We start from the raw sequence: 23,548 nt of genomic DNA on the forward strand, positions 1-23,548 counted from the left end.
GAGGGATTACAAGGGTGAATATGGATATTATTTGTGCCGGCGTATCAGATATTGGACGCAAGAGAGAGACCAACCAGGATTCAATTTACGTTGGGAATTCAAGTAAACTCTATGTCGTGGCAGATGGCATGGGTGGACACTCTGGCGGTGAACTGGCCTCAACAATGGCCATCAAATATGTTGCAGAGAAAGTGAAAGAGCTCAAAGCATCAAACACTGATACTTCTTCTGTCCTCAAAGACTCTGTTCACTTTGCTAACGAAAAAATTAAAAATTACGCTGATGAAGAACCATCTTTAAAAGGAATGGGAACAACTGTTGTTGGAATTCTCTTTGGCGAAGATAAAGCAAGTATTGCAAATGTTGGTGATTCACGTGCCTATGTCATCACTCAAGGACAGATCTTTCAATTAACAAAAGACCACTCTGTCATCCAAGAAAAAATCAATTTTGGAATCTATACTCGTGAACAAGCTGCTAATGATCCAAATAAGAATTACCTGTCTCGAACGGTCGGGTTTGAATCAGGAATTGAAGTCGATCTTTATGATTACAAACCGAATAAGGGAGATATTTTTCTTCTTTGTTCAGACGGGCTTCATGGAAAACTAAGTGACGAAGATATCCTCTTTATCATTAGCGATATGATAAAAAAGAACGACGAACTAAGTCATCAGCTCATTCATGACTGCGCACAAACACTTGTGAGGCAGGCCAATGAACACGGTGGACAGGACAATATATCTGTAATCTTAGCTGTAGTTAATTAATCTTAACCAGCTTAATCAGGACGATTATTTCGTCTCGATGTGTCATGGATTAATGTCTTGCAAACTGTTATCAAGAAACCTACAATAAACATCAGAAATTATTGAAAATTCAAGGAAGTAATTTTGAGTCGTTTTTACACAATTATGGTAATTCCTGAAAAGGAGAAGGGAGTTAAGTCATTTCGCATTCCACGAGTGATCTTTAACTCAGTTCTATTTTTCATCGTTATCATTGTAGCAGTTATTGGTATTCTTACTTTTGACTATATTAAAATTCTTAAACAAGTTTACGAAAACCGTCACCTAAGCATTGAGAACCGTCAGCTTAAAGAGCAAATCCAACTCTTTAATATGAAACTCAATACCTTAACTGATGATATTGAACGTATTCAAAAAATTGAAAGTAAATTAAGAGTGATCTCTGGTTTTAAGGACTTTGATCTAACAAAGCCAGTAATGCAAAACTCTGATGAGCACGAGGCACAAGAAGGCGATCATGGCCATAATCACACGGCCCCTTCAAATCCTTCGCGCAACCCGCAATCTGTTCTCATCCCCCAACGAGACCAGGAGTTAATGAATAAAGTTAAGTCGGAGCTAATTGACCTTAAGAATGTTGAGGAGTTTAGCGACATTAATGATCTTTACGAAAGAAAGATCGCAACAAACTTTGGGTTAACTTCTGGTTATAGCTTCACAAAAGAATGGAGTAGCTTAATTAAACAAAGTTTTAAGTTAGCTGAAAACTTTGCGTTTTTTGATTATCGATATTCAATCCTACGCAAGATTTCAGGTGATTTAGAGATTCGTGTAAATGAGCTCGATCAATTCTTACTCGATCGCGAGTCTTTCTTAAGATCAACACCGACACTTCTTCCGGCCCGTGGCTGGATTACTTCGTACTATGGGCCTCGTATGAGTCACTACTCAAAACGAGTAAAAATGCACGAAGGCCTCGATGTTGGTGCACCAATTGGAACAATCATCCTAGCTCCAGCAGATGGGATCGTTAAAGTATCAAAGAAAAATTACGGTTTTGGAAACCACGTTGAAATAGATCATGGATACGGTATAACTACAGTTTACGGACATAATTCAGAAAACATCGTTGTAAAAGGCCAAAGTGTCAAACGGGGGCAACCAATTGCAAAAGTTGGTAACTCCGGTTTATCCACAGGCCCCCATTTGCACTACGAAATTCGCATTAATGGAACACCGGTGGACCCACTTTATTATGTACTGGATTAATTAGGAGAAATTTAAATGTTTAATCCGCTTAAGTCTTTTTTTGGCACGAAACACGATCGCGATATCAAGAAGCTCATGCCAATCGTTAATGAAATTAATTCTCTTGAAGCACAAATGGAAAAACTTAGTGATGACGAGCTTAAGGCACAGACGACTAAGTTTAAGCAACGCCTAAGTGAAGGAGCGACTCTAGACCAAATTCTTCCTGAAGCATTTGCAACAGTAAGAGAAGCTGCTAAGCGTGTCCTTGGTATGCGTCCGTATGATGTACAGATCATCGGTGGTCTTGTTCTTTACAAAGGAATTATTGCGGAGATGAAGACAGGGGAAGGTAAGACTCTTACTGCAACTCTGCCTCTTTACCTAAAAGCTCTTGAAGGAAAAGGTGCCCACCTTGTAACAGTTAACGACTACCTAGCAAGTCGTGATGCTCAGGAGATGGGTGTTCTTTATAATTGGTTAGGTCTAACGACTGGTTGTATTATTGCAGATATGGAAGATGAAGATCGCCAGACGGCATATGCTTCAGATATCACATACGGTACAAATAACGAATTTGCTTTCGACTACCTAAGAGATAATATGAAATTCTCTTTAGAAGAATATGTTCAAAGAGATTTTCACTATTGTATCGTGGATGAGGTTGACTCGATTCTAATTGATGAGGCCAGAACTCCCCTACTAATTTCAGGTCCAAGTGAAGGTGACTCAACTCTTTACGGAGTTGCAAATAAAGTTATCCCACAACTTACTGTTGAAAAGCATTTCACAATTGATGAAAAATCAATGTCAGCTGTTTTTACGGAAGAAGGGATTTTAAAAGTTCAAGAGCTGATGAAAGTTGATAATCTTTATGATATCGAAAACTCTGCTCTACTTCACCACTTAAACCAAGCACTTCGTGCTCATCACCTATTTAAAAGAGACGCTAACTACATCATTAAAGATGGTGAAGTTATCATCGTTGATGAGTTTACAGGACGTCTAAAAACGGGTTCTCGTTGGTCAGACGGTCTTCACCAAGCTATCGAAGCAAAAGAAGGTGTTGAGATTAAGCAAGAAAACCAAACTCTTGCCTCGATTACATTCCAGAACTACTTTAAAATGTACTCAAACCTAGCAGGTATGACAGGTACAGCAGATACAGAAGCGGAAGAATTTAAGAAGATCTATGATCTTGACGTAATTGTTATTCCTACAAATCTTCCAATTGCTCGTGTTGATGAAGCGGACGTTATCTATAAGAACAAGCAAGCAAAATATAGAGCAATTATTAAGCTTCTAAGAGAACTAAACGAAAAAGGCCAACCGGTTCTAGTTGGGACAATTACAGTTGACTCTTCTAACCTACTTTCGCAAGAGCTAGAAAAGGCAGGAATTGAACACAATGTTCTAAATGCCAAGCAACACGGTAAGGAAGCCGGTATCATTGAAAATGCTGGCCGAAAGGGATCTGTCACAATTGCAACAAATATGGCCGGTCGTGGTACCGACATTAAAATCAATGATGAAGTAAAGGCCCTAGGTGGTTTATATATCCTTTGTACTGAAAGACACGAGTCTCGTCGTATTGACAACCAGCTTCGTGGTCGTTCAGGACGTCAAGGAGACCCTGGTCGCTCAAAATTCTTCCTTTCTCTAGAAGATGATTTAATGAGAATTTTCGGAAGTGATCGTATCGCGAAAGTGATGAACACTCTTGGCATGGAAGAAGATGAGCCGATTGAGCACAAGATGATTACTAATGCCATCGCTAAAGCTCAAAAGAAAGTTGAAACGCACAACTTTGAAATCAGAAAGCACCTTCTTGACTTTGATAATGTTATGAATGAACAACGTCGAGTTATCTACCGTATCCGTCGTGATATTCTTTCAGATGAAGACAACCTTGGATTCGTTAAAGAGATGACAGAAGATGTTGCTGACAACCTTCATGAAACATATCGTCCACAAAAGAAAGTTCCTCTTGAGGACCTTCCTTGGGAAGAGATGAAATCAGGATTCTGTGCCACTTTTAATACAGAATACGAAGTTAGTGCGGTTGAATGTTCTGACAAGTTCGAAGGTAATGTAAGCAAGTACTTTGAAGAAAGAGCAAAAGAAATTCTTGAAACAAAGCTTGCTGGTTATGACGAAAGACAAGTGACTCTTGCTCTAAGAGAAATTCTACTTTCAACTTTTGACCAACACTGGAAAGATCACTTAAGAAATATGGATCACCTAAAAGAAGGGATCAATCTTAAGGCCTACGCACAAAAAGATCCTCTTACTGAATATAAGAGAGAAGCTTTCAACCTATTCGAACAAATGCGTGTTGATGTAAAAGCAAGTGTTGTTCGCAATATGTTTACTGTACGTCTATATACTCAAGAAGAGATTGAAGAGCTAAGACGTCAACAGGAAGAAGAACTACAAAAGCAACTAGAAATTCTAAAAGCAAAAAGAATTGCTGAAGAAGAAGGACGTGATGAACCAGCACAAGCGCAGGCTCCTCGTTCACGCGGACAAGTTAAGGTAGGACGCAACGACGCCTGCCCATGTGGTTCTGGAAAGAAATTTAAACACTGTCACGGATCATAATTAATATGTCAGATGGCGATAACAAAAACGATTTAACACGTATTGAGGACTTGTCTGAGTTTCTTCATCAAGGTGATGATGAGCTCGACAAGCTTCTTTCTGATCTTGATGAGTCCAGTGAGGACTCTAATGAAGAAGACGAAGCTGAAATCGAGTTAGCGCCATTTGAATATTCAAATAATTCAGATGAAAATTCGGATGACGACACTTATGAGTCAGAAGAAGAATTTTACAATGACAATAATGAGGACGACTCATATGACGAGGCCGAATACGCCTTTGATGAGTCAGGCTTCGACGACGATGTCGATCATGAAGACGATCAGGAAGTTGGACAAGAAGACGACCAAACAGACTTCAACGAAGACTTTGAAAGCAACTTCGAAAATAACTTTGAAGACGACTTCCAAAATGACGACTTCGACAACAATCAAGACGAAAATGTCGAATATGCAGAAGATGACCAAATAGAGGACCAAGAAAGCGAAGGAGCTGAAGAAGCTGAAATCGAACTATCTCCTTTCGAAGAAGAAACTGAAACTGAATCTGAAACTGAAGAAGACAATAACATCCTTGAAGAAGAACTTCCTCAGCAAGAAGAGCTCTCTACACCAGAAGCACAAGCCTATGAGCAAGTAGAAACTCCCCTTACGGCCACACCTGAAACCGTAACACCTGAAGTTAAAATGGCCCAAGACTTTGCTGAAGTAAGAGACTTTGCGGCCAACTCAACATACGGTAAGGTTGCAATTGGTGGAAATCCACCTTTTTCCATCCTTATGCAAGGAATTATTCCTGGTGAATATGATGAGAGTATTCTTGCCATTTTAAATGAACATGGACTCTTAGGTGATAACGAAGATCTTTATCGCACAGGCCTAGAAAGTGGACAGCTTCTGATTGCACAAATTGGCGAGTTCAGTGCCATTTACTTAGCAGGAAAATTACGTCGCTATTGCCGTGTGATCAAGCTTGGACTGGCCCATGAAATCCATGCTAGCCCTAATTATGACCACAATGATCAGAGAGGGCTAACAGGGCCTCGCTCAGTCAACCAAAATAAAACAAAGCGTTTTGTCAGAAATGATGAAGACTTTAACCAAGAAGATGTTCTTCTTAGCTCTTCTCACTTCGTCCCAGGATACCTTATCACACATAGCTTAGGGCCAATGCAGATAAATGAAGTCATTGATGGTAACGAGTTTAATGATATTAAATCAATTAACCTCATCGAATACTTCAGTGACCAATTCAAAGAAAGCGCCTTTAAAAAGGGTGCCAATGCAATTATTTCGATCCATTTTACAGTAAATCATCACAATAAAGACTCAGCGTCTAATGATATTATTATCATGGCCCACGGGGACTATGTCGTTTTAGAAGAAAACAAGGCATAGAAAATAGACAATTATGATTAGCAATTTAAGCGATACAAAAGATTTTTACAGCACCATCATTATTGGAGGCGGCATTGTAGGGGCCGGAGTTTTCCGAGACCTAAGCCTACATGATGTCGATACTCTTCTTGTCGACAAGAAGGACTTTGCCTCTCAAACGAGTTCTAAGAGCTCTAAAATGCTTCACGGTGGAATCCGCTATCTTGAAAATTTTGACTTTCCCCTAGTATGGGAGGCCTTACATGAGAAGAACCTGTGGCTAAAACTTGCTCCTCACCTTTGCTTTGAAGAAAAGTTCTATCTACCGATCTATTCTGATTCAATTCGTCCAAAGTGGATGATTAGAATTGGCCTTTTCTTATATGATCTTCTTTCAAGTTTTCAAAACTCTCCGTATGAGATGAAGAGTAAAATTGAAACTCTTGAAACAAATGCGGATTTAAAAGAAGACGATTTAAAAGGAAGCGGCGTTTATCATGATGCTGTTGTACACGATGGGCGATTAACGATTGAAGTCCTAAGAGATGGGGCCTTCAATCCTAAGTGTCATGCTCTAAATCATGTGGCCTTAGTTGATTATGAATTTCTAGCAGATGGAACAATCAGAGTTGTTCTAAATGATGAAATTGAAGGGACAACAAAGGAAGTCTACTGCAATGACATGATCTTTGCGACAGGACCTTTTACAGACAAAATCCTCGCAAAATCGAAGCAAATCCACTGGCATCCACAACTACTACCATCACGTGGTAGTCATATTTGGATCTCAAAAGAGCGCTTAAAAATAAAGAGTGCAATTCTTTTAACACCAAATGATGGCCGAGTTATTTTTGTCATTCCACAGGCCGATAAAATTCTAGTTGGTACAACAGAAGCAAAAGTAGAAGAAGATTATTTTGATCTAAAACCAACTCAAGAAGAGATCACTTACTTACTCGCCAACTTAAATCAATATTTCCCAAAGGCCAAGATTGAAGAAAGTGATATACTCTCAAGCTTTGCAGGAATTCGTCCACTGGTAAAAGATGATTCCACGGCCGCTCTAGGAAAGACTGCGCGAGTCCACAAATACTTTCAACCATTGAAAAACTGTCACGTTCTCATTGGTGGAAAATATACGACATTTAGAACAATGGCCCAAGATGTAGCAAGAGCAATCGTTCACAAACATAAGAAACCATATATTCAAGATAAGACCCTTGCAGAGTTTCGCTTTAAGATGCGCTACAATCCTTTTAAGCAAAAAGGCTTCACACCTGAGCAGGAAGTTGAAGTTAGAAAATACGAATTTGTTCGTTGTGAAGAAGATTTTAACAGACGCCACTAGAGTATTAAGTCGCGTCTGTTAAGAGAAACTAGAAGCGTAAGTAGGCTCCAGCAATTGCTCTAAAACCACTTAGAGAGATCGTGTTCTCAACTGTCGATCCACCAGTTTCTATACTGAAAGTTGATGAGCTGCTAAAGTAGTCACCTTTTGCATAGAAACCAAATCCTGAATCAAGTGTGTACTTGATCCCACCACCAAAATTCATATATGTCCCTGAACCAGAAAGGCTTTCAGTTGTTGAAGAACCAGCACTCTGTGGGATTTCATTAAGTGAAGTCATCGATAGACCAAAACCAACTTCAACGTAAGGAATAAAGCGGTTTGTTGCAAGAGGATTGAAAATATGGAAATTGACGGCCCCACCTAAATCAATTGAAGATGAAGTTGAGTCAGAGATGCCATTACTTCCAGAATAGTAACCAACACTTGCTTTAAGTGAAAATTTTTGTAGAAAACTTTGAGACTTCGGAAAGAATAACTCAAACTCTCCAGCAAAACCAAGTGAGCTAAGTTCAGCATCAGTGCTTACACCAACATTTTCATATGTTCCGCTAAGCATATTAAAGCCTGCTGAAACATTAAAGGCCATATTCTTATCCAGAATCTTACTTGGCGTCGGTTTAGACATTGTTTGATTACTTGAAAATGATGTCGTTTTAATGGCCTCAAGCTCACTCTGTTCCTCATAGCTATTTGAAGCAGTAGATTGAGTATATGAACTTCTTTGTTGTGGGGCAGAACGGTTAACATCAACAGGCTCCCCCATCTGCTTTCCACCTGGATACGTTGCCTGTAGAGACTTCGATCGATCATCTGTCAGTTTCACAGGAGAAGAAATCTTTAAGTTTGCAACCTTATCACGTTGGATTTCATTAGGTTTTACAATTCGATAAATACTCCATACAGAACGTGAAGGAGTGGCCTTAATACAGACAGCTCTAGCAAAAACACCTGTCGTAATAAAGAACTTTGCATGATCCCCGATAACGAGGCCATCTTCAAGGCCTCGATTCATAAGAATCGTTTTCTTCGATGTTGAAGTCTGAAGAATTCTGAAAGTTAACTTCTCATCAATATCCAGAGCCAGTGTACTAGAGCTCAATAGTGTAATTAGTGAGAAGGTTAGAATTTTTAGTAAACGTCCTGTCATATCATATCCTTAAAAAAATATACTTAAACTAGCGATAAATTTTAAATTATTAACTGTTTGGTTAAGTGCAAAATTATTAGCGTCCGTTGCATTAACTTCGCTTATAGGAGACAAACTTAGTAGTTCATAGTTTAACTTGGCCCCTATACCATAGCCAAACATATTTCCTTTTTCATAATCTCTAAATGTAGAAATTCTTGTTTTAATTCCAAGAGTAATTGAAGGAAGAGCGACTGATTCATAGTCATAGCTGTAATTAGCAAAAGAGGCAGAGGTCGTCTCACCTGTTCCACGCTTCATTCCAAGGCCTACAAAAGCAAGAAGTTTATTTCGCACGTAAGGAGCATTGTAGAAGTAGTAATTAACATGTGCGCCAAAATTCATATAAGTCATACGGCCATTGATACCACCAAGATCAACATTTAGGTTTGAAACGTCGAGACCAAAGTCAACACTCCACTTCTTGAGAGAATCATGTGCTCTAATAAGATGAAATTCATAAGAAGCGGCAAGGCCATAACCAAGGTTTTGGTGGTTACTGTCACTATCCGTATAATTTGGCATAAGGTTTGAAATAAAGCTTAACTGAACTTCATTACCACTTTCGATTGAAAGAACATTTTCTCTTCTAAATTTTTCACGAGCAATACCAGATGACTTTAAGTAGCGACTAAGTTGCTCACTATCCATATCAGCAGACCATAGTGGCCCTTCTTTATCGAGAACTGCCTTTGCCGATTTTGTCACACGATTCTTGGCCCTTTCTCTTGCAAGGCTTTCTTCCATCGCATTTGGAATTGAGAGATTTGAATTAGCACCAGTTAAGTCAGGTCGCCCACTATAGAGCATTTCTTTGTAGCCATCTTGGGCCGCAGAGATCTTACTTAATTGATCTTGATTTTGGCGCGCCATTTGAGCATCAAATTCTTCGGCCGTAAGTTTTGCTGTATCAACAGGCTCTAGCTGAGAATCGACATACTTATAACGAAGTCTACCATCTCTAACGATAATCTCGTCACCATCTCTTAACTGAGTTTTCTTTGTGACCTTATAAATTGTCGACTCATCAATTCTTGAGTCATAATTCTTATCACTTGGAGTCTCTTTATCTTGCACAAGATCTGTCGGAACTTCACCATCGATGGCGTGTTGATTATTAAATTTTGTTTTCTTTGACTCATAGGCCTTAATTTCGTAGACAGGTTTTTTCTTATAACGGCCACTTGCGGTTTGAGATCGAATTTGTAGCGCAATAGTTGCATCCGGAGCGAAATTAGCACGGTTTAGCTTATCTCCAGAAATATCCTTGAAATACCAATAAGATTCTCGATCTGAAACCTTTAGAAGCTCAATACTTCCAAGGTAGAGGTATTTTGGTTTTTGATAGTCGCCAATACGTATTGATACGTCTGCCACATCACCAGTTTTTAGTCCTGTAAGCTTTCCGACAGACAGCTTAATTGTGCGTCCAGACTGGGAAAGGGCCACAACTTTTGCTTGCATCATTGCATAAGTATTTGCCATCAATAAATTTAGCAAAAGTATCATTACGAATTGTTTATATTTATCCATATATTTAATTATAACGAATGGAAGTATTTGAAACAATATGGTAAGGTATGTATATTTTTACAAAATTATGCCACGGTGCACCACGAGTGAACGGAGGAAAATATGGCCAAAAGAAAGAAGAATATTCAGATTTTTCGATACGAATGCCAAATGACTGGCGAAGTTTACAAAACAACTAAGAAAGCAGCTAATCCTGATGATCTAGTAAGCGTCAACGCATACTACGACATGAACCCTGAGGAAGATGATCGTCCTGAGGAAATTAAGAAAGAATTAGGAATTGAATAAAATTTAGAAAAAAACGGAGTTTTTGAATGGCACACCACAAAGTCATTATTATTGGATCAGGTCCTGCTGGTTATACAGCGGCCCTATATGCATCACGTGCAAACCTTGAGCCTCTTGTTATTGAAGGGCATGAGCCAGGTGGGCAATTAACGACGACGACTGATGTTGATAACTTTCCAGGATTCCCAGAAGGAATCATGGGGCCAGAGCTTATGGCCAATATGAAAAAACAAACTCAGAGATTTGGTACACAATACCTGAGTGGTTTTGTCACTGGGCTTGATACGTCAAAGAGACCTTTTACTCTTACAGTAGATGAAGATAAAACTTACACTGCAGATGCTGTTATTCTTGCAACTGGTGCATCGGCCAAGTATCTTGGCCTTCCAAATGAAAAAGAATTAATTGGTAAAGGTGTTAGTGCTTGTGCAACTTGTGATGGATTCTTCTACCGCGACCGTGTTGTTCACGTTGTTGGTGGTGGGGATACTGCAATGGAAGAAGCAACTTTCCTTACAAAATTTGCTTCTAAAGTATATGTTGTCCATAGAAGAGATGAGCTTCGTGCATCTAAGCCAATGCAAGAGCGTGCTTTTAATAACGAAAAGATTGAATTCGTATGGGATAGCGCTGTTACAGAAATCATCGCAGATGCAACAGGTGTAACTTCAATTAAGGTTGAAAACTTAAAAACTGGTGAAGTTACTGAGAGAAAAACTGATGGCCTATTTATGGGTATCGGACATAAGCCAAATACAGACTTCTTAAAAGGTAAAGTTGATCTAGATGATCACGGTTTTATCATCACTGAAGGAAGACACCCTGATACAAGTGTTGCTGGTATTTTTGCTTGTGGTGATGTTCAAGACTCTTACTACCGTCAGGCAATTTCTGCGGCAGGTTCTGGATGTCAGGCAGCAATCAGAGCAGAAAGATTCTTAGAAGAAAACGAATAATTTAAATTCATATCGTGGCCTAGAGAAAATCTAGGCCACATTATCTGAAATATACAACTCAACTCTTTCAACAGTTTCATTAAATAAGCGCTTTACAACCTTACTACCATTTTTAAGGCGGCCAACCATATCTTCGTAGTCGATTAAGGAGCCTTTTGCCACAGACTTAAGCCCTACGGCACCTTCTTTTAATTGCTTGGCCACGAAGAAATAAAGATAGAGGTCTGCACACTCCTGTTCATTTAGGTCATGTTCATCAAAGGCATTAATTTTTAAATCATTGGCCTCAATTGATATTTGTGGCTGTATGTCCTTTTCAAATAAAGGAGTGATCTCACTCGTTCTAATCGTCAAATTTCCACTGCCTTTATTAAAGATCATGAGTCTTGCAATACAGGCCTTGAGTTCAGAAATATTTCCAGGCCAGTCATAATCGAGAAGCATTTTTTGAACACGATGAGAAAGACGTTTTTTGGTGGTATGATTTTTAAGGCTATATTGTGAGATAAAGTAATTTGCAAAGAAGAGAATATCTTCCTTTCTCTCAACAAGTGAGATGGTTTTAAAGCTTGGAATCATTAACTCATTCAAATAAACAGTACCAGTAAATAGAATTCTAAACGATTCTCTCTGATCAACAGTCTCGATAATATAGTTGGCCACCGTAGGTGAAAGTTTATCAAGGCCCTTAAAGATTACATGGCCATTAATAACACGATCTCTAATCTTATCAACAACCTCATCAATATCCTTCTTTGTCATCTTGGCATAGCAATTAACAACTTCGATATGAGTATTGGCAGTATTAGACTGGCGAGCAATTTTTTCACAAAGATAGAACTTACCACTTCCCTCGCCGCCGTAAATATAGACAGGGCCCTTTTCATTAGGTGCGCTATATTGATCTAAGAACGATTGGGCACCTTTGGCAAAAACACTTATTCCCATTGAAGTATTTAAAGCAACTTCATTTTCGTAATCGTCCCCATAATCACCACTATTATATTCTTCATACTCTTCAATCTCATCACTCTTGTAAAAGTAGAGAAGGCCAATAACTCGAGCTAGGAACATTGCCTGTTTTAAATCGTTATCAGTAAAGAGTTCGTTCTTTTCTTTATTTGAAAAATTTAAAATCCCAAAGATATTTTCATTATGATCGAAAATCGGACACATCATATATGTTGAGATCGTTGTATTATTAACAACCTCGTACATATTAAAGAATTCATCACTTGATAGAGATTGAGAGAATTTTGATTTAATACCACGAGGATTGTTATACAACTCCTCAAGTATTCCAACGATAGGATACTCAATTTCTTTTAGCTGATTCGTGTGAAAATCAAACTCACTGAAAGTGTGTTCATCATGTCCTACAATAAAAGCCCTAGCATCTCGTGCCTTAACAATTCTTTGGACTTCAATAATGAATAATTTTATCAATTCAACTTTATTACGATAGTTCTTAAAAATGTGAAATAAATCAAGAATCATTGAAACAGAAACATTATCATCGATATCTTTATCGAATGTATTATCAGAATCATAATTTCCGGCAACTGCTTCATTTAAAACCATATCATACATAAGGTTTCGAAGACGTCTCTTGCCCATTGAAGAAACAAGTTCTGTCATAAGGTTCATAATGCTTTCAACCTCGTAGTCAATAAACTCAAGGCCTAGGTAGTTATCACCAACATTATTAAAATTTGGACGATATCGTCTTAGCTTAACGGTTTGGAATAATCGTATTTTTTTAAACTTAATTTCAATCTTAAAAATTTGACTATCAACATACTCTCCGATGAGAACACCAATACCTGTTGTTGATATATTGTCGACGGCCACATTGAATGAATTTGAAGTTGAGTCTCCAATCATTTCATAGAGAATACACTCTATATTATCCGACTCTTTTAGTTTAATACGATAATTTCTAAGTTTCTTCATATGAATATTTATCGTCTAGTAAAATTACTAACTTTAACTCTCAGAGATATAAAAATTCTAAAGAAATCGACGATAAGAAGATATCTGAAATCGGACCCATCATTGAGGAATAATTGAAGTTTAATATTCAAAATTACAAATTTTTCAAATCATATCGCTTCCCAATTCACGAGGAAGATAAAGTTAGTGCTGAAGTGATCACAATAGATCGCGAAAATATCAAACATAATAATGTTCGCATTGACTCAATAAACCTCTCAGGCCTAAATTTCATTTGCTCGCAAAAATATTCAATTGGCGAGAAAGTTAAAATCAAAATCGCAACTAAAAGACTTTTTAATAACTGGGACTTTGAGCTAACTGGAATAATCATCCGCTCATTCATCTATTGTGAGGATGTGACAAAGACGATATACGGAATTTCAATTGAACCAAATTCACAAACAACAGTTTTAAAATACTTTTTAAAAGACTTCTTATCACACTATCGAACGGCGAAGCTCAAAGACAAGCTCTTTCAAATCTGCCAAAATAAAATAAAGATCAATCGTGATGATGGGGTTGAGTTATTTTCACTCTTTCAAAGCTTAATTCAAAAAACCTATAGTGGTAAGATTATCGATATCTTAAATGAGCTTCCTAGCATTTTCCGTTGTGAAAACTATCATATCTTTCTCTTTGATGCCAAAACAGGTGAATTCGAAATTGAAAGAACCAATAGTGACGTTACACCGAGGGATCATAGCTTTAACAGCATTCTAAAAGAAGCCTACTTTAATAAAGTAATCATTAACAAAAGTTTTCATGAGAAAAAAGCAACCGGTGTCGATCTCGACATTAAAAATATCCTAATGTCCCCTATTGTTAATCACAATGGAGAAAGCATTGGCATTATTTGTATGTCTAATAGTGTATCCGGTGGTAAGTTTAATTTTACGATGATTGAAAATATAAAGATTATCGCTAGCCTTATCTCTTATTTTTATGCAGGTAAAAAGCATACTATTAGTAGTGAAAAGGTAGAAAACAAACTTCCAGATCACTTCATTTTCAGTGATAAATCACAAACCGGACAATCGATCATTAACACTCTAAATACAATTAAGAATACTAGAGAAAATCTCTATATCCACGGAGAAGTAGGCCTTGGAAAGAGAGCCTACGCACGTTATATTTGTGGCGATAATGAAGAGAATGTCATTGACTTTAATGACGATGAAATTGCTAATCATAAAAAACTTGAACAAATAAGTGAGCTGACAAATAAGGGAATAAAAGATTTAATCGTAAAAAACCTTGAGATGCTAAGCTACGATGAACAAGCAACCTTCTACAATATTATTAGGTCGCTTAAAATTAGAATCGTGACAATTGCAACCAATGATCTGAAGGCACTTGAAAAGAACGACATTATTTTAACAGACCTCTACAATCTCATCACAACAGTAAAACTCAATATTCCACCACTTCGACTACGTCGAGCAGAGATTGTTGAAATCGCTAAGCACTATATTAAATATGAATGCACTAAACGCGGCATGAGTGTGAGAAAACTTTCACAAGAATCAATAAATGATCTAGAGGCCGCAAACTGGGACTTCAACAATAGCACCCTTCACGCAATAATAGTTAAGGCCTTATTAAAATCTGAGCCAAACGAACAGGTAATTCAACTAAGGCTTAGAACAAGGGATTCCAGAAGAATAGTAAGTAGCGACCAAAATACTCAACTACAAGAATACATCCTTAACACCTTAAATTCATGTGATAAGTCTATTTCTTATAAGAATACTGAAAGTATTTTTGTGGAAAATTTAATGAGAAAAAAAGCTTCTTAGATTTGACAGACCCAAAGCAAAATTGAAATAATTTTATTAACAGATCACGGATCGATCTGAGAGTTTACATTTAGTAACTAGAAACTGCATCGGATAGCAGTTTTAAAAAGACCAGGGAAGGTATCAATGAGTAATTTCTTTAAGTACAATACACTCAATATTTCACTATCTAGACAAACTCGTACATGCAACGTTGTTATCGCCAACGATGAACAGTTTTTCAATACTTCGACGTACTTAAATGAACTTGAACACTTCTTTGACTGGTTAACTAATAAAATTGAAATTCATTCAGTAGTTTTTAAATTTGCTAGTGATGATATTGAATTATTCAAAAAAGAAGAACTTAGGTTTTTCGATGAAGTAAACCTTGGTAATACTCTACAACAACTAGCAAGACTTAGCTGGGGACAATTGCTATTACCACAGACGATCCTTTGGTCATTTCAAAAATCTGCTTGCCCATTTAGTCTAGAATTAGCAATGGGTGGAGATATCCGCTACTGCGCTCCTTCTTTTAGTGTGACTTTTAATCAACTCGATAAGGGAATCACACCAATGGCAGGTATGAATACTCTTACTAACGAAAAAGCAAATAGTGCAAAGCTTATGCAATACCTACTATCTTCTCAAAGCGTAGGTGCCGATGCCCTTATAAACGCAGGCCTTGTCGGAAAAATTCTTTACAGCGAAAATGAACTTGAAGATATTGTAACTCGTATCTCTAAGCAGTCACCTACTGCAAGAATTCAAACAAAGAGATCATTTAACAACGCTCTTATTAAGGCAATGGAAGATGACCTTTTAGAGGAAATCACTTTTGCTAACTCTACATTGGCCACTGGTGACTTTAAAAACTATGCAAATGGAAAGGATTTCATTAATCCACGCGACTTTGCCCGTGTTTTAAAACAAGCTCCTACTGTTGCAGAGGCCATCTAGCCTAAGAATGGCCCATCTCGTCTCCAAGAGAGTGGGCCAAATCACTGATTTCACATAAATTTCTCTCGAAAACATAGCTCACCATAAAATATTTACACAAAACAGTGCAATACACTTTTTTCGTGTTATAACCTCCTCGAACAAGAAAACAAAAAGATTGAATGAGGAGAGAATATGAAAAAGTTAATTTTTGCACTATCACTACTTACAGTAACAAGCTCTTTTGCTAACTGTAAGCAAATCTCTAGGCACGTTAAAATTTATGAATGTAGAGATCTAATTGCACAACACGTACTTAAAAAAGGAAGATGTTGGTACAACGATAATATGTATATCGAATCTTATAATGCATTTGCAGGGGTAGCATTTGTTGAAGAAGTTTACCTAAAAGATGCCAATCACAATCTTCTTACTGAAAGAAGAACTGTTCTTAGTACAACGAGTGGAACAGGTACAGGTGTACAAGCAATGGATTCTTATTGGGACTGTCGCAAGGCCATGGGAGAGCTTGAAACATACAGCTTAGAAGAAGTTAAAGATCTTTACGGAATTCAACAGTAAGAACTCAAACAGAAAAAATGGAGAAGAACATGAAAAATATTATTTTACTACTATCGATTTTAGCGACAACAAATATCCTTGCAAGCACATGGTGTGAAAAAGGTAAGCATGACGAAAATTACAAATGCCGAGTGAGTGTGAATGAGTATGCACTATCTGTCGGACAATGTAGTGCCTTTCCATGGCCAAATGGAGATGTTGAATATAGTGCCAAGGCAATGGCGGTTGAAGTTTTTCAAGAATTTGAAGTAAACGATAATAACGAAGTTGTCTCAGATATAAGATATAACTACATAACAAAACAATCAGTATTTTCTGGTGTCTATGCCATGAAAACAATGAAGATATGTAAAGATAAAAGAAAAGTAACACCAACACACAAGCTTGCTGATATTAGAAAAATGTACGGTATCAGATAAGAAACTTAAAGGCCCACTTGTGAATGTGGGCCTTATTTATACTGGTCTAATTTCAAAATTAGCTAATTGTGAAGGTAGCTTAGAAATATCACGGGCCAGACCTAGAAGAAAACCTCCCCCACCGGCACCACAAAGCTTCAAATAGAAATCATTCGATTCAAGACCTTCTGTCCATAGATCTCGATAAAGAGCAGGAATCATCGGGTTGAAATGTTCAAATTGAAACGAAGATAACTCTTTAAACTTCTTCCAGAGCTTTTCACGATCGTCATTAATATAATACTTTATACACTCATCAGAAATTGGCGTTAAGACGCGATCGCAAAGATAAGCAAAGTCCTTAGAAGAACACTTTTCCATGAATAAGTTTACAAGTGGCTCTGTTCTTCTGGCACGGCCTGTATTTAAAAGAAATAGCCCTGGGCCTTTGGATTCATTTTTTAAAACAACTTCAGTCAGCTGTTTCTTACTATCAATTAGAAGCGGAACATTTAAGTAACTTATCAGTGGATCAACTCCAGATGAAGATCCGTGAAAGTGTGATTCCATTTCTTTAAAACAATCCTTTAAGAAGGCAATATCGTTTTTTTGTTCATCACTAATACGAGCATAACGATCAAAGACGGCCGCACATAATGCCCCCGAACTTCCAACACCATAACCCTGAGGAATAGTTGATTTAAATCTAATGCCACTAGAGATATCAAAAGAAAAAGATTGGTGATCAAAATTAAAGCTTAGATTTCCCTTCTCATTTTGCTTCTTTAAATATTGAGAAAATGCAGATAACTCAGAATCAACACCTGTGTTTTGCTTTTCAGGAAAGTTTAGCTTTCCGTCAAAAAGTGAGTAAGGCATCGCTAATGCTTTTGACGAGCGAATGATTGAGTACTCACCAAAAAGAAGAATTTTTGCGCTAAAACTTCCGACACTTTCCATTATGAATCTCGATTTAAAAATTCCACTTCGACACCATTACCCATGTGATCATGGATAACAACGTTATTATGACAAAGGCCAGAAACTTCATCTTCAATAAATTGACGAACTTTAGCTTCATCTTCTTGTAGATAAAGAATATGTACATTTGGCCCAGCATCAAGAGTAAAACAGATCTTTGCGCCTGTTTGTGCTCTAAAGTTTCTGATCTTAGCGATGATTGCTAATGTATTTGGTTCCATCAGAATAAATGATGGTTTTGAATTCATCATTAGGCCGTGAAGTTCTAATGCCTCGGCCTCAACAATCTCTGCAAAGGCATCAAAGTCACCACTACTTAGAGCAAAGCAAAGTGAGTTAAAATTGTTGCAAGCATTTAAGAAACGAGTTTTTGCAAATGGATGCGTATTCATAAGAGCATGGCCAGCTGTAGAGCTTACGGCCTTCTCACTTGCACTTACAATTGCAATAGAATCACAAATTCCTTCAAATGACTTATCATAGCTATCAAGCCCAACAGCATACTCTTGAGAGCTTCCTTGAACCGACTTACCCCAAATCGACATTTTTGGGAAAAGTGATCGTGAAGCACTTCCAGAGCCTAAGCGGGCCATAAAAGAAGCTTTCTTTAGGTAATATTCTTCGTCGTGGTCTTCTTGCGTCACTATTTTTTCAATCTCACAAAGTGCACTGGCAAAATTTGACATTGATGCTGCTGAAGAAGCAATTCCAGACGAATGAGGAAATGAATTCATTGAATCCATTTCAATTCGACACTCATTGATAAATGGAAAGAACTCAACTGCTCGATTAAAAAACTTTTCAACACGGGCCTGGAACTTCTCATTACTCTTTGACTCAAATTTAAAATCTAATTCAAATTTATCAGATTTTGAAACTTTATAAGTTGTCAAAGTATGAGCATTATCAAGTGTGACACTTAGAGAAGGGTTTGAAGGCAGCTGCTCTCCATACTTTCCCCAGTACTTAATCAATGCAATATTAGAAGGGCTCTTTACATTGAAAGAGCGGCCTTCACTTAATTTTTCTATTTTATAATTCGTTAACTTGAAATTAGTGGACATTATTAGCTTCAACTTTTGGTTCATTATCGACAATTAAATCACGGTAAGGAATGATGACCTTTAGGCCTTTTTCCTCAAAGTAATTAGAAACGTACCTTCTATTATTCATTGTTGAAGCAAGAATGAAGTCACCACCCCATGCACCAAGAGATTTAATTTCTCCATCAAAGTCACTAAAGGCCTCTTGCTTAATAGGCTTAAGCTTAAGTTGTTTACCAATAATTTCTTCATGGGCACGGATTAAGAAGTTAAATTCCTCCTGCGTTTTTGCAGAAGCAATCTGATTTGATAATTCACTGATAGTATTGATTACTTCCGGTGAATGTGGACGCAATTGATTATAGTACTCAATAGCATCACGAGAGTTTTTCTTATGACCTAAGTAAATAAAGTATAAGTTATTTTTAAATGATGGGTTGAATTCAACCGGCGACCACTTTGGCCCATCACCACTTTTTTGATAGATAAGTGGATCATCACTTTGCGCACAAGCGATATCGTATCCAGAACCACCAAGCGTATTAAATGCTAACTCAAATGGTGAAACCATCGCCCAGTCAGCAATATTATGAATTAAAGTTGAAGATGAACCTAGGCCCCACTCAAGAGGGAATCCAAGTTGAGTCACAACATGTACATCAACTCCATCTCTTAAGAAGTGCTTATTCTGCTTTCTAGCTTGTCTAAGCATCTGCTGCAGAACCATCATCTCTTTGGTTGGATTGTCATTTAAGATATTGAAGTGCCAGAATTCAAAGATCACTTCAAACCATAGCTTTCCAGCTGGGTCATATGACTTCCAATATAGCTTTGGATCAAATGATGCTGAATATTGAACGCGAAGAGATTGTCCAACAGTCGTTGGTAGACCAAGAGCCTGAGCACCGTCTAGAACAAAATACTCTCCAGATAGAAGTAATTTCCCATGACCAAAGTAAAGTTGGCCATTCTTTGGAAGTTCAAGAAATTGTTCTCCTTCCAAATATTTTAAAATTGTGTTGCTTGTGTGTGTTGTGTTCATAATTTAGTTTCTTAAACTCTCTAGTTGTTCTCTTACTGCACTGAACGAAACAACCTTGTCCGCAAAGTATTCAGCAATTTTTTCTTTCTCTTCATTATTAGCTTCAAGTTGTCCCAAGATATTCATTAGGTGCATTTTCATATGTCCTTTTTGAATACCACTTGTCACTAAACTCTTTAAGGCCGCAAAGTTTTGAGCAAGTCCCACACTTGCTGTAATCATCATTAGCTCGTTTGCACTTGGACGCTCTAAAATATCAAGAGACATCTTCGCTAATGGATGCAGCTTTGTTAAACCACCAACAGTTCCCAGTGCTAGTGGAATCTCAATTTCAAATAAGAACTTATCACCTTCAACTTTACAATTAGTTAAAGAGCGATACTGTCCGTCTCTTGCAGCATATGTATGGCCACAGGCCTCAACTGCTCTAAAGTCATTACCTGTTGCAATAACAACACCATCAATACCATTGAAGATACCTTTATTGTGAGTTGTTGCACGATGAGGATCAATGTGAGCAATGCGAACTGCACGAGCAAATTTTTGTGCAAATGTTTTTGCATCCATTCCAAGACTCTTTTCATTCAAGTCTTCAATTGAACACTCAACCCATGCACGTGCCTTACAATTAGGCGTATAATTAGAAAGGATACACATAATCACTTGTACGTGCTCCCCTAGTTTTTCTTCTAAATATTTCCCAACAGCTTCTAAAACAGAATTAATGAAGTTGGCCCCCATCGCATCACAAGTTTCAAATGCCATCTTGATTTGGTAGTAGTTTTCTTCTTTATCAGTTAGATCAACTAACTCGATCGAACGAATCCCACCGCCTCTCTTATCCATATTGATAGTTAATGGAGTTAGAGAATTTAAAATATCAATTTTTCCATTTTCAAAGAATTCTTTAAGTTGGGCCTTGTCACCTTCATAGACAAAGTGAACTTGACCAATTTTTTCACTGCCAATGATTTCGGCCTTAAAGCCACCACGAGAGCTCCAAAACTTTGCTGCCTTTGACAGGGCCGCAACAACAGAGCTTTCTTCAATAACCATTGGAACGTTATATACTTTTTGATTTAAAACAAAATTAGGAACCACACCATAAGGTAGGAAGAAGTTTGAGATGGTATTCTCAGAGAATTCATCAAATGTATTTTGTAATTTTTGATCCTGATGCCAGAAAGAGAGGATCTGTTCTTTTGAACCGGCCTCAAGATTCTTTGAGATAAATTCTACTTTCTGTTCTTTTGTTAGTTTTGAAAAACCTTGAATCAATTTCAATTTTCACTCCTTACACTAAGGTATGAATTAGCAAATGCTAGACCTGCTTTTATTTGTGTAACCTGTCGACTAACACTTTCATAATCAACCATTGCCGTCTTTAGGAACTCGCTGGCCATACCAAAAATGGCATTTCCTTTCGAAAGCCTACACAGGTAGAAACCATCAAGATATGATTTAATACCACCTGAGATGATAAAGTTCTTACACCTTACCTGCTCTCCTAATTGATCGATAATCTGATTGCTCATATTTACCATTTCTAGGGCAGTATGGCCAACATGACACAGAGGTTCATGAATAGATAAGTCATTGGAATTTCTAATATATTCAAGTTTAGAAAAATTAGTTCCACCAAAGGCTGCAAATTCTATTGCGGCCAGATCCATCTGCATAAGAGCGGCCAAAGATTTCGGCCCCATTCCCTGTCCAACTTCCTTGACGATAATTGGAAAATCAAACTCTTCTAAACAGATTTTTATAATCTCTAGTGGAGAGCGCTTGATAATATCACCTTCAGGTTGAAACCATTCTTGCGCTGGATTGATGTGAATAATTAGGCCGTTGGCACCAAGTAGGTCAACGACTTCTTTGGCACGATCAAGCTCACCATCTTCGATGAGCTCCTCTAACTGGGCCACACCAAGATTGGCATAAAAAGGCGCATTAGCTGTATATTTTGAGATATCGAAGTCGCTGAAGTACTGACTACGACCTTCTTTGGAAAGAAGTTTACGACAAGAACCTAGTCCCATCCCAATGCCAAAATCGCCACATGCTCGTGCAAGATTTTCATTTATCTTTGCAGCGACACCGGTTCCACCTGTCATTGATGAAACCCAAATTGGTAATTCTAATTGATGTCCAGCAAAGTTAAGACTGAGATCGGGCACTTCTCTATTTCCACTAAAAAGTGGCTCATAGTAAAAGCGCTTATCAGCTAAGATTTGTGCCGTCTGTGCAGCATCCGTTAATTTGATATGCTCAAGCTTACGATCGCTCGTTGCCTGGGCCTCTAAATTGTCTCTTTTCATGTACATACCTAATGATTTAGGCAATTTAGCAGATTTTATTCGAAGCAACAACATTCCATTTATGCTTTGGAAAAATCTATCTGATTTGCTAGGCCTTTAAACAATTACTTAATAATAAGAATGAACTCTTTCTTTAATCCAGAAACTTCTTTGAGCAATTTCGATAACTTACCGTATTTAAGTTCCTCGTCCTCTCCATTAAGCTCCATGCCGACAAAAGCGAGACGATCACCAAAGACCTCCACAGACTCTTCAAGAAGTCTCGTTAGGCGATACGGGGTATCCATCAGAACCTTTGGCATATTTACCTTGGCCAAATTCTTTAAAAACTCCTTACGCTCTTCAGGCCTGCGCGGAGGAAAGCCAGCAAATGTAAAATTAGCGCAGTCGATACCAGACAGGGCAACGGCAAGAGAAATTGAATTGCTATGGGGAGTGCAAGTCACGCGAATCCCTAGCTCATGACATCTTTTTACGAGTTTTTGGCCAGGATCACAAAATGCCGGAAGCCCACCATCACTCATAAGATAAGCATTCTTACCACTTTGAATTTTTGCAATGATTTCATTTTCAATCTCAACTTGAGTGTGTTCATTAAAGAGAATAAAGTCTTCAATGATTTCGCGATCAAGTCCAAAACGTATCCAACGTCTACGACAAGGCTTCAAGTCTTCAATAAGAAAGAGACTTTGCTCTCGCTCTTCGATGGCAGACTTTAATAAATTTAAAGCTGTCGTATCGAGAGGGTTTTGCTCATCAATTGGAGTTGCAATTAAATATAGAGTTCCGTATTTACTTTGTTTGGCCATATCATTTATATATGACCAATTGGTTATAAACTCAAGATCGTGTATACAAATAATATGCAAAAAACTTCAAAAACATACGAATTATTTCTCTCTGTAACTCCTGGTCTCGAGGAGTTCGCCAAAGAAGAGCTAAAAGAGCTAATTCGTTACGAATTCTTTAATTCAATAGAGTGCAATAATGAAGCGGGACTACTTCTTAAGTCTCAAGACCTTTTCTCTCTTCTAACACTGATAAAGTATTTGAAGATCCCGACAAGGGCACTTCTAAGAGTAGAAGAATTTAAAGCAAGAGATCTTCCTAAACTTTACAAAAAGCTATCAAAGATAAATTGGAATGATTATATCCCAACGACTGACTTTGAATTTAAGGTAAGC

General features: G+C 37.7%; 21 protein-coding genes. 12 read left to right on the forward strand and 9 right to left on the reverse strand.

Annotation, left to right across the window (positions count from 1 at the left end; all coding sequences use genetic code 11):
• Positions 1-20 precede the first annotated feature (20 nt).
• From ABMA79_RS12505 to ABMA79_RS12525, 5 genes are all read left to right on the forward strand, one after another.
• A complete protein-coding gene (locus tag ABMA79_RS12505) occupies positions 21-770 on the forward strand; it encodes a Stp1/IreP family PP2C-type Ser/Thr phosphatase (protein ID WP_393055786.1) in 750 nt (249 codons plus the stop codon).
• A 123-nt stretch (positions 771-893) separates the two neighbouring features.
• Entirely contained in the window at positions 894-2,018 is a 1,125-nt protein-coding gene (locus ABMA79_RS12510; RefSeq protein WP_392860829.1) for a M23 family metallopeptidase, read from the forward strand.
• A gap of 15 nt (positions 2,019-2,033) precedes the next feature.
• Positions 2,034-4,598 (forward strand): preprotein translocase subunit SecA, encoded by a 2,565-nt coding sequence (gene secA, locus ABMA79_RS12515; RefSeq protein ID WP_393093031.1) that lies wholly within the window; start codon positions 2,034-2,036, stop codon positions 4,596-4,598.
• Positions 4,599-4,603: 5 nt separating this feature from the next.
• Entirely contained in the window at positions 4,604-5,995 is a 1,392-nt protein-coding gene (locus ABMA79_RS12520; RefSeq protein ID WP_393093034.1) for a hypothetical protein, read from the forward strand.
• A gap of 13 nt (positions 5,996-6,008) precedes the next feature.
• The gene (locus ABMA79_RS12525) at positions 6,009-7,322 is read left to right on the forward strand and encodes a glycerol-3-phosphate dehydrogenase/oxidase (protein ID WP_393055795.1); all 1,314 of its coding nucleotides are present in this window, start codon (positions 6,009-6,011) and stop codon (positions 7,320-7,322) included.
• A 28-nt stretch (positions 7,323-7,350) separates the two neighbouring features.
• On the opposite strand, the gene ABMA79_RS12530 is transcribed toward ABMA79_RS12525, so the two are convergent.
• Positions 7,351-8,472 carry a hypothetical protein gene (locus ABMA79_RS12530; protein ID WP_393093036.1) on the reverse strand — a complete coding sequence of 374 codons (1,122 nt, stop codon included), beginning with the start codon at positions 8,470-8,472 and terminating at the stop codon, positions 7,351-7,353.
• 9 nt (positions 8,473-8,481) lie between these two features.
• Complete coding sequence (locus ABMA79_RS12535) at positions 8,482-9,996, reverse strand: hypothetical protein (RefSeq protein WP_393093039.1); 1,515 nt, start codon at positions 9,994-9,996, stop codon at positions 8,482-8,484.
• A 150-nt stretch (positions 9,997-10,146) separates the two neighbouring features.
• On the opposite strand from ABMA79_RS12535, the gene ABMA79_RS12540 reads away from it, so the two are divergent.
• Together ABMA79_RS12540 and trxB are read left to right on the forward strand one after the other, a co-directional pair.
• Positions 10,147-10,332 (forward strand): hypothetical protein, encoded by a 186-nt coding sequence (locus ABMA79_RS12540; protein WP_392860838.1) that lies wholly within the window; start codon positions 10,147-10,149, stop codon positions 10,330-10,332.
• A 26-nt stretch (positions 10,333-10,358) separates the two neighbouring features.
• A complete protein-coding gene (gene trxB, locus ABMA79_RS12545; protein ID WP_392860840.1) occupies positions 10,359-11,288 on the forward strand; it encodes a thioredoxin-disulfide reductase in 930 nt (309 codons plus the stop codon).
• 30 nt (positions 11,289-11,318) lie between these two features.
• Here the strand turns inward: trxB and ABMA79_RS12550 are convergent, their stop codons facing one another.
• The gene (locus tag ABMA79_RS12550; protein WP_392860842.1) at positions 11,319-13,241 is read right to left on the reverse strand and encodes a hypothetical protein; all 1,923 of its coding nucleotides are present in this window, start codon (positions 13,239-13,241) and stop codon (positions 11,319-11,321) included.
• Positions 13,242-13,354: 113 nt separating this feature from the next.
• Between ABMA79_RS12550 and ABMA79_RS12555 the strand changes: the two genes are divergently transcribed.
• The 4 genes from ABMA79_RS12555 (at position 13,355) to ABMA79_RS12570 (ending at position 17,001) form a co-directional block, all read left to right on the forward strand.
• On the forward strand, positions 13,355-15,079 hold the full coding sequence (locus ABMA79_RS12555; RefSeq protein WP_393093042.1) for a hypothetical protein: 1,725 nt from the start codon (positions 13,355-13,357) through the stop codon (positions 15,077-15,079).
• 126 nt (positions 15,080-15,205) lie between these two features.
• On the forward strand, positions 15,206-16,021 hold the full coding sequence (locus tag ABMA79_RS12560; RefSeq protein ID WP_392860846.1) for an enoyl-CoA hydratase/isomerase family protein: 816 nt from the start codon (positions 15,206-15,208) through the stop codon (positions 16,019-16,021).
• 174 nt (positions 16,022-16,195) lie between these two features.
• A complete protein-coding gene (locus ABMA79_RS12565; protein WP_392860848.1) occupies positions 16,196-16,582 on the forward strand; it encodes a hypothetical protein in 387 nt (128 codons plus the stop codon).
• 29 nt (positions 16,583-16,611) lie between these two features.
• Positions 16,612-17,001: a hypothetical protein gene (locus ABMA79_RS12570; protein ID WP_392860850.1), complete on the forward strand. Its 390-nt coding sequence runs from the start codon at positions 16,612-16,614 to the stop codon at positions 16,999-17,001.
• A 36-nt stretch (positions 17,002-17,037) separates the two neighbouring features.
• On the opposite strand, the gene ABMA79_RS12575 is transcribed toward ABMA79_RS12570, so the two are convergent.
• From ABMA79_RS12575 to ABMA79_RS12600, 6 genes are all read right to left on the reverse strand, one after another.
• On the reverse strand, positions 17,038-17,940 hold the full coding sequence (locus ABMA79_RS12575; protein ID WP_392860852.1) for a mevalonate kinase: 903 nt from the start codon (positions 17,938-17,940) through the stop codon (positions 17,038-17,040).
• Complete coding sequence (mvaD, locus tag ABMA79_RS12580) at positions 17,940-19,025, reverse strand: diphosphomevalonate decarboxylase (protein WP_393093044.1); 1,086 nt, start codon at positions 19,023-19,025, stop codon at positions 17,940-17,942. The genes ABMA79_RS12575 and mvaD overlap by 1 nt, the downstream gene beginning before the upstream one ends.
• A complete protein-coding gene (locus tag ABMA79_RS12585; RefSeq protein WP_392860856.1) occupies positions 19,015-20,046 on the reverse strand; it encodes a GYDIA family GHMP kinase in 1,032 nt (343 codons plus the stop codon). Before ABMA79_RS12585 ends, mvaD begins: the two co-directional genes overlap by 11 nt.
• A gap of 3 nt (positions 20,047-20,049) precedes the next feature.
• The gene (locus tag ABMA79_RS12590; protein WP_393055810.1) at positions 20,050-21,330 is read right to left on the reverse strand and encodes a hydroxymethylglutaryl-CoA reductase, degradative; all 1,281 of its coding nucleotides are present in this window, start codon (positions 21,328-21,330) and stop codon (positions 20,050-20,052) included.
• A complete protein-coding gene (locus ABMA79_RS12595; protein ID WP_393055813.1) occupies positions 21,327-22,364 on the reverse strand; it encodes an isopentenyl-diphosphate delta-isomerase in 1,038 nt (345 codons plus the stop codon). The genes ABMA79_RS12590 and ABMA79_RS12595 overlap by 4 nt, the downstream gene beginning before the upstream one ends.
• A 104-nt stretch (positions 22,365-22,468) precedes the next feature.
• The gene (locus ABMA79_RS12600) at positions 22,469-23,173 is read right to left on the reverse strand and encodes an SAM-dependent methyltransferase (protein WP_393093046.1); all 705 of its coding nucleotides are present in this window, start codon (positions 23,171-23,173) and stop codon (positions 22,469-22,471) included.
• Between the two features lie 54 nt (positions 23,174-23,227).
• On the opposite strand from ABMA79_RS12600, the gene ABMA79_RS12605 reads away from it, so the two are divergent.
• A partial coding sequence (locus ABMA79_RS12605; protein WP_393093049.1) for a THUMP domain-containing protein occupies positions 23,228-23,548 on the forward strand: 321 nt, incomplete at its 3' end.

Source organism: Halobacteriovorax sp. HFRX-2_2 (genome assembly GCF_043196705.1).
In the GTDB taxonomy this organism is placed as follows: Bacteria; Bdellovibrionota; Bacteriovoracia; order Bacteriovoracales; family Bacteriovoracaceae; genus Halobacteriovorax_A.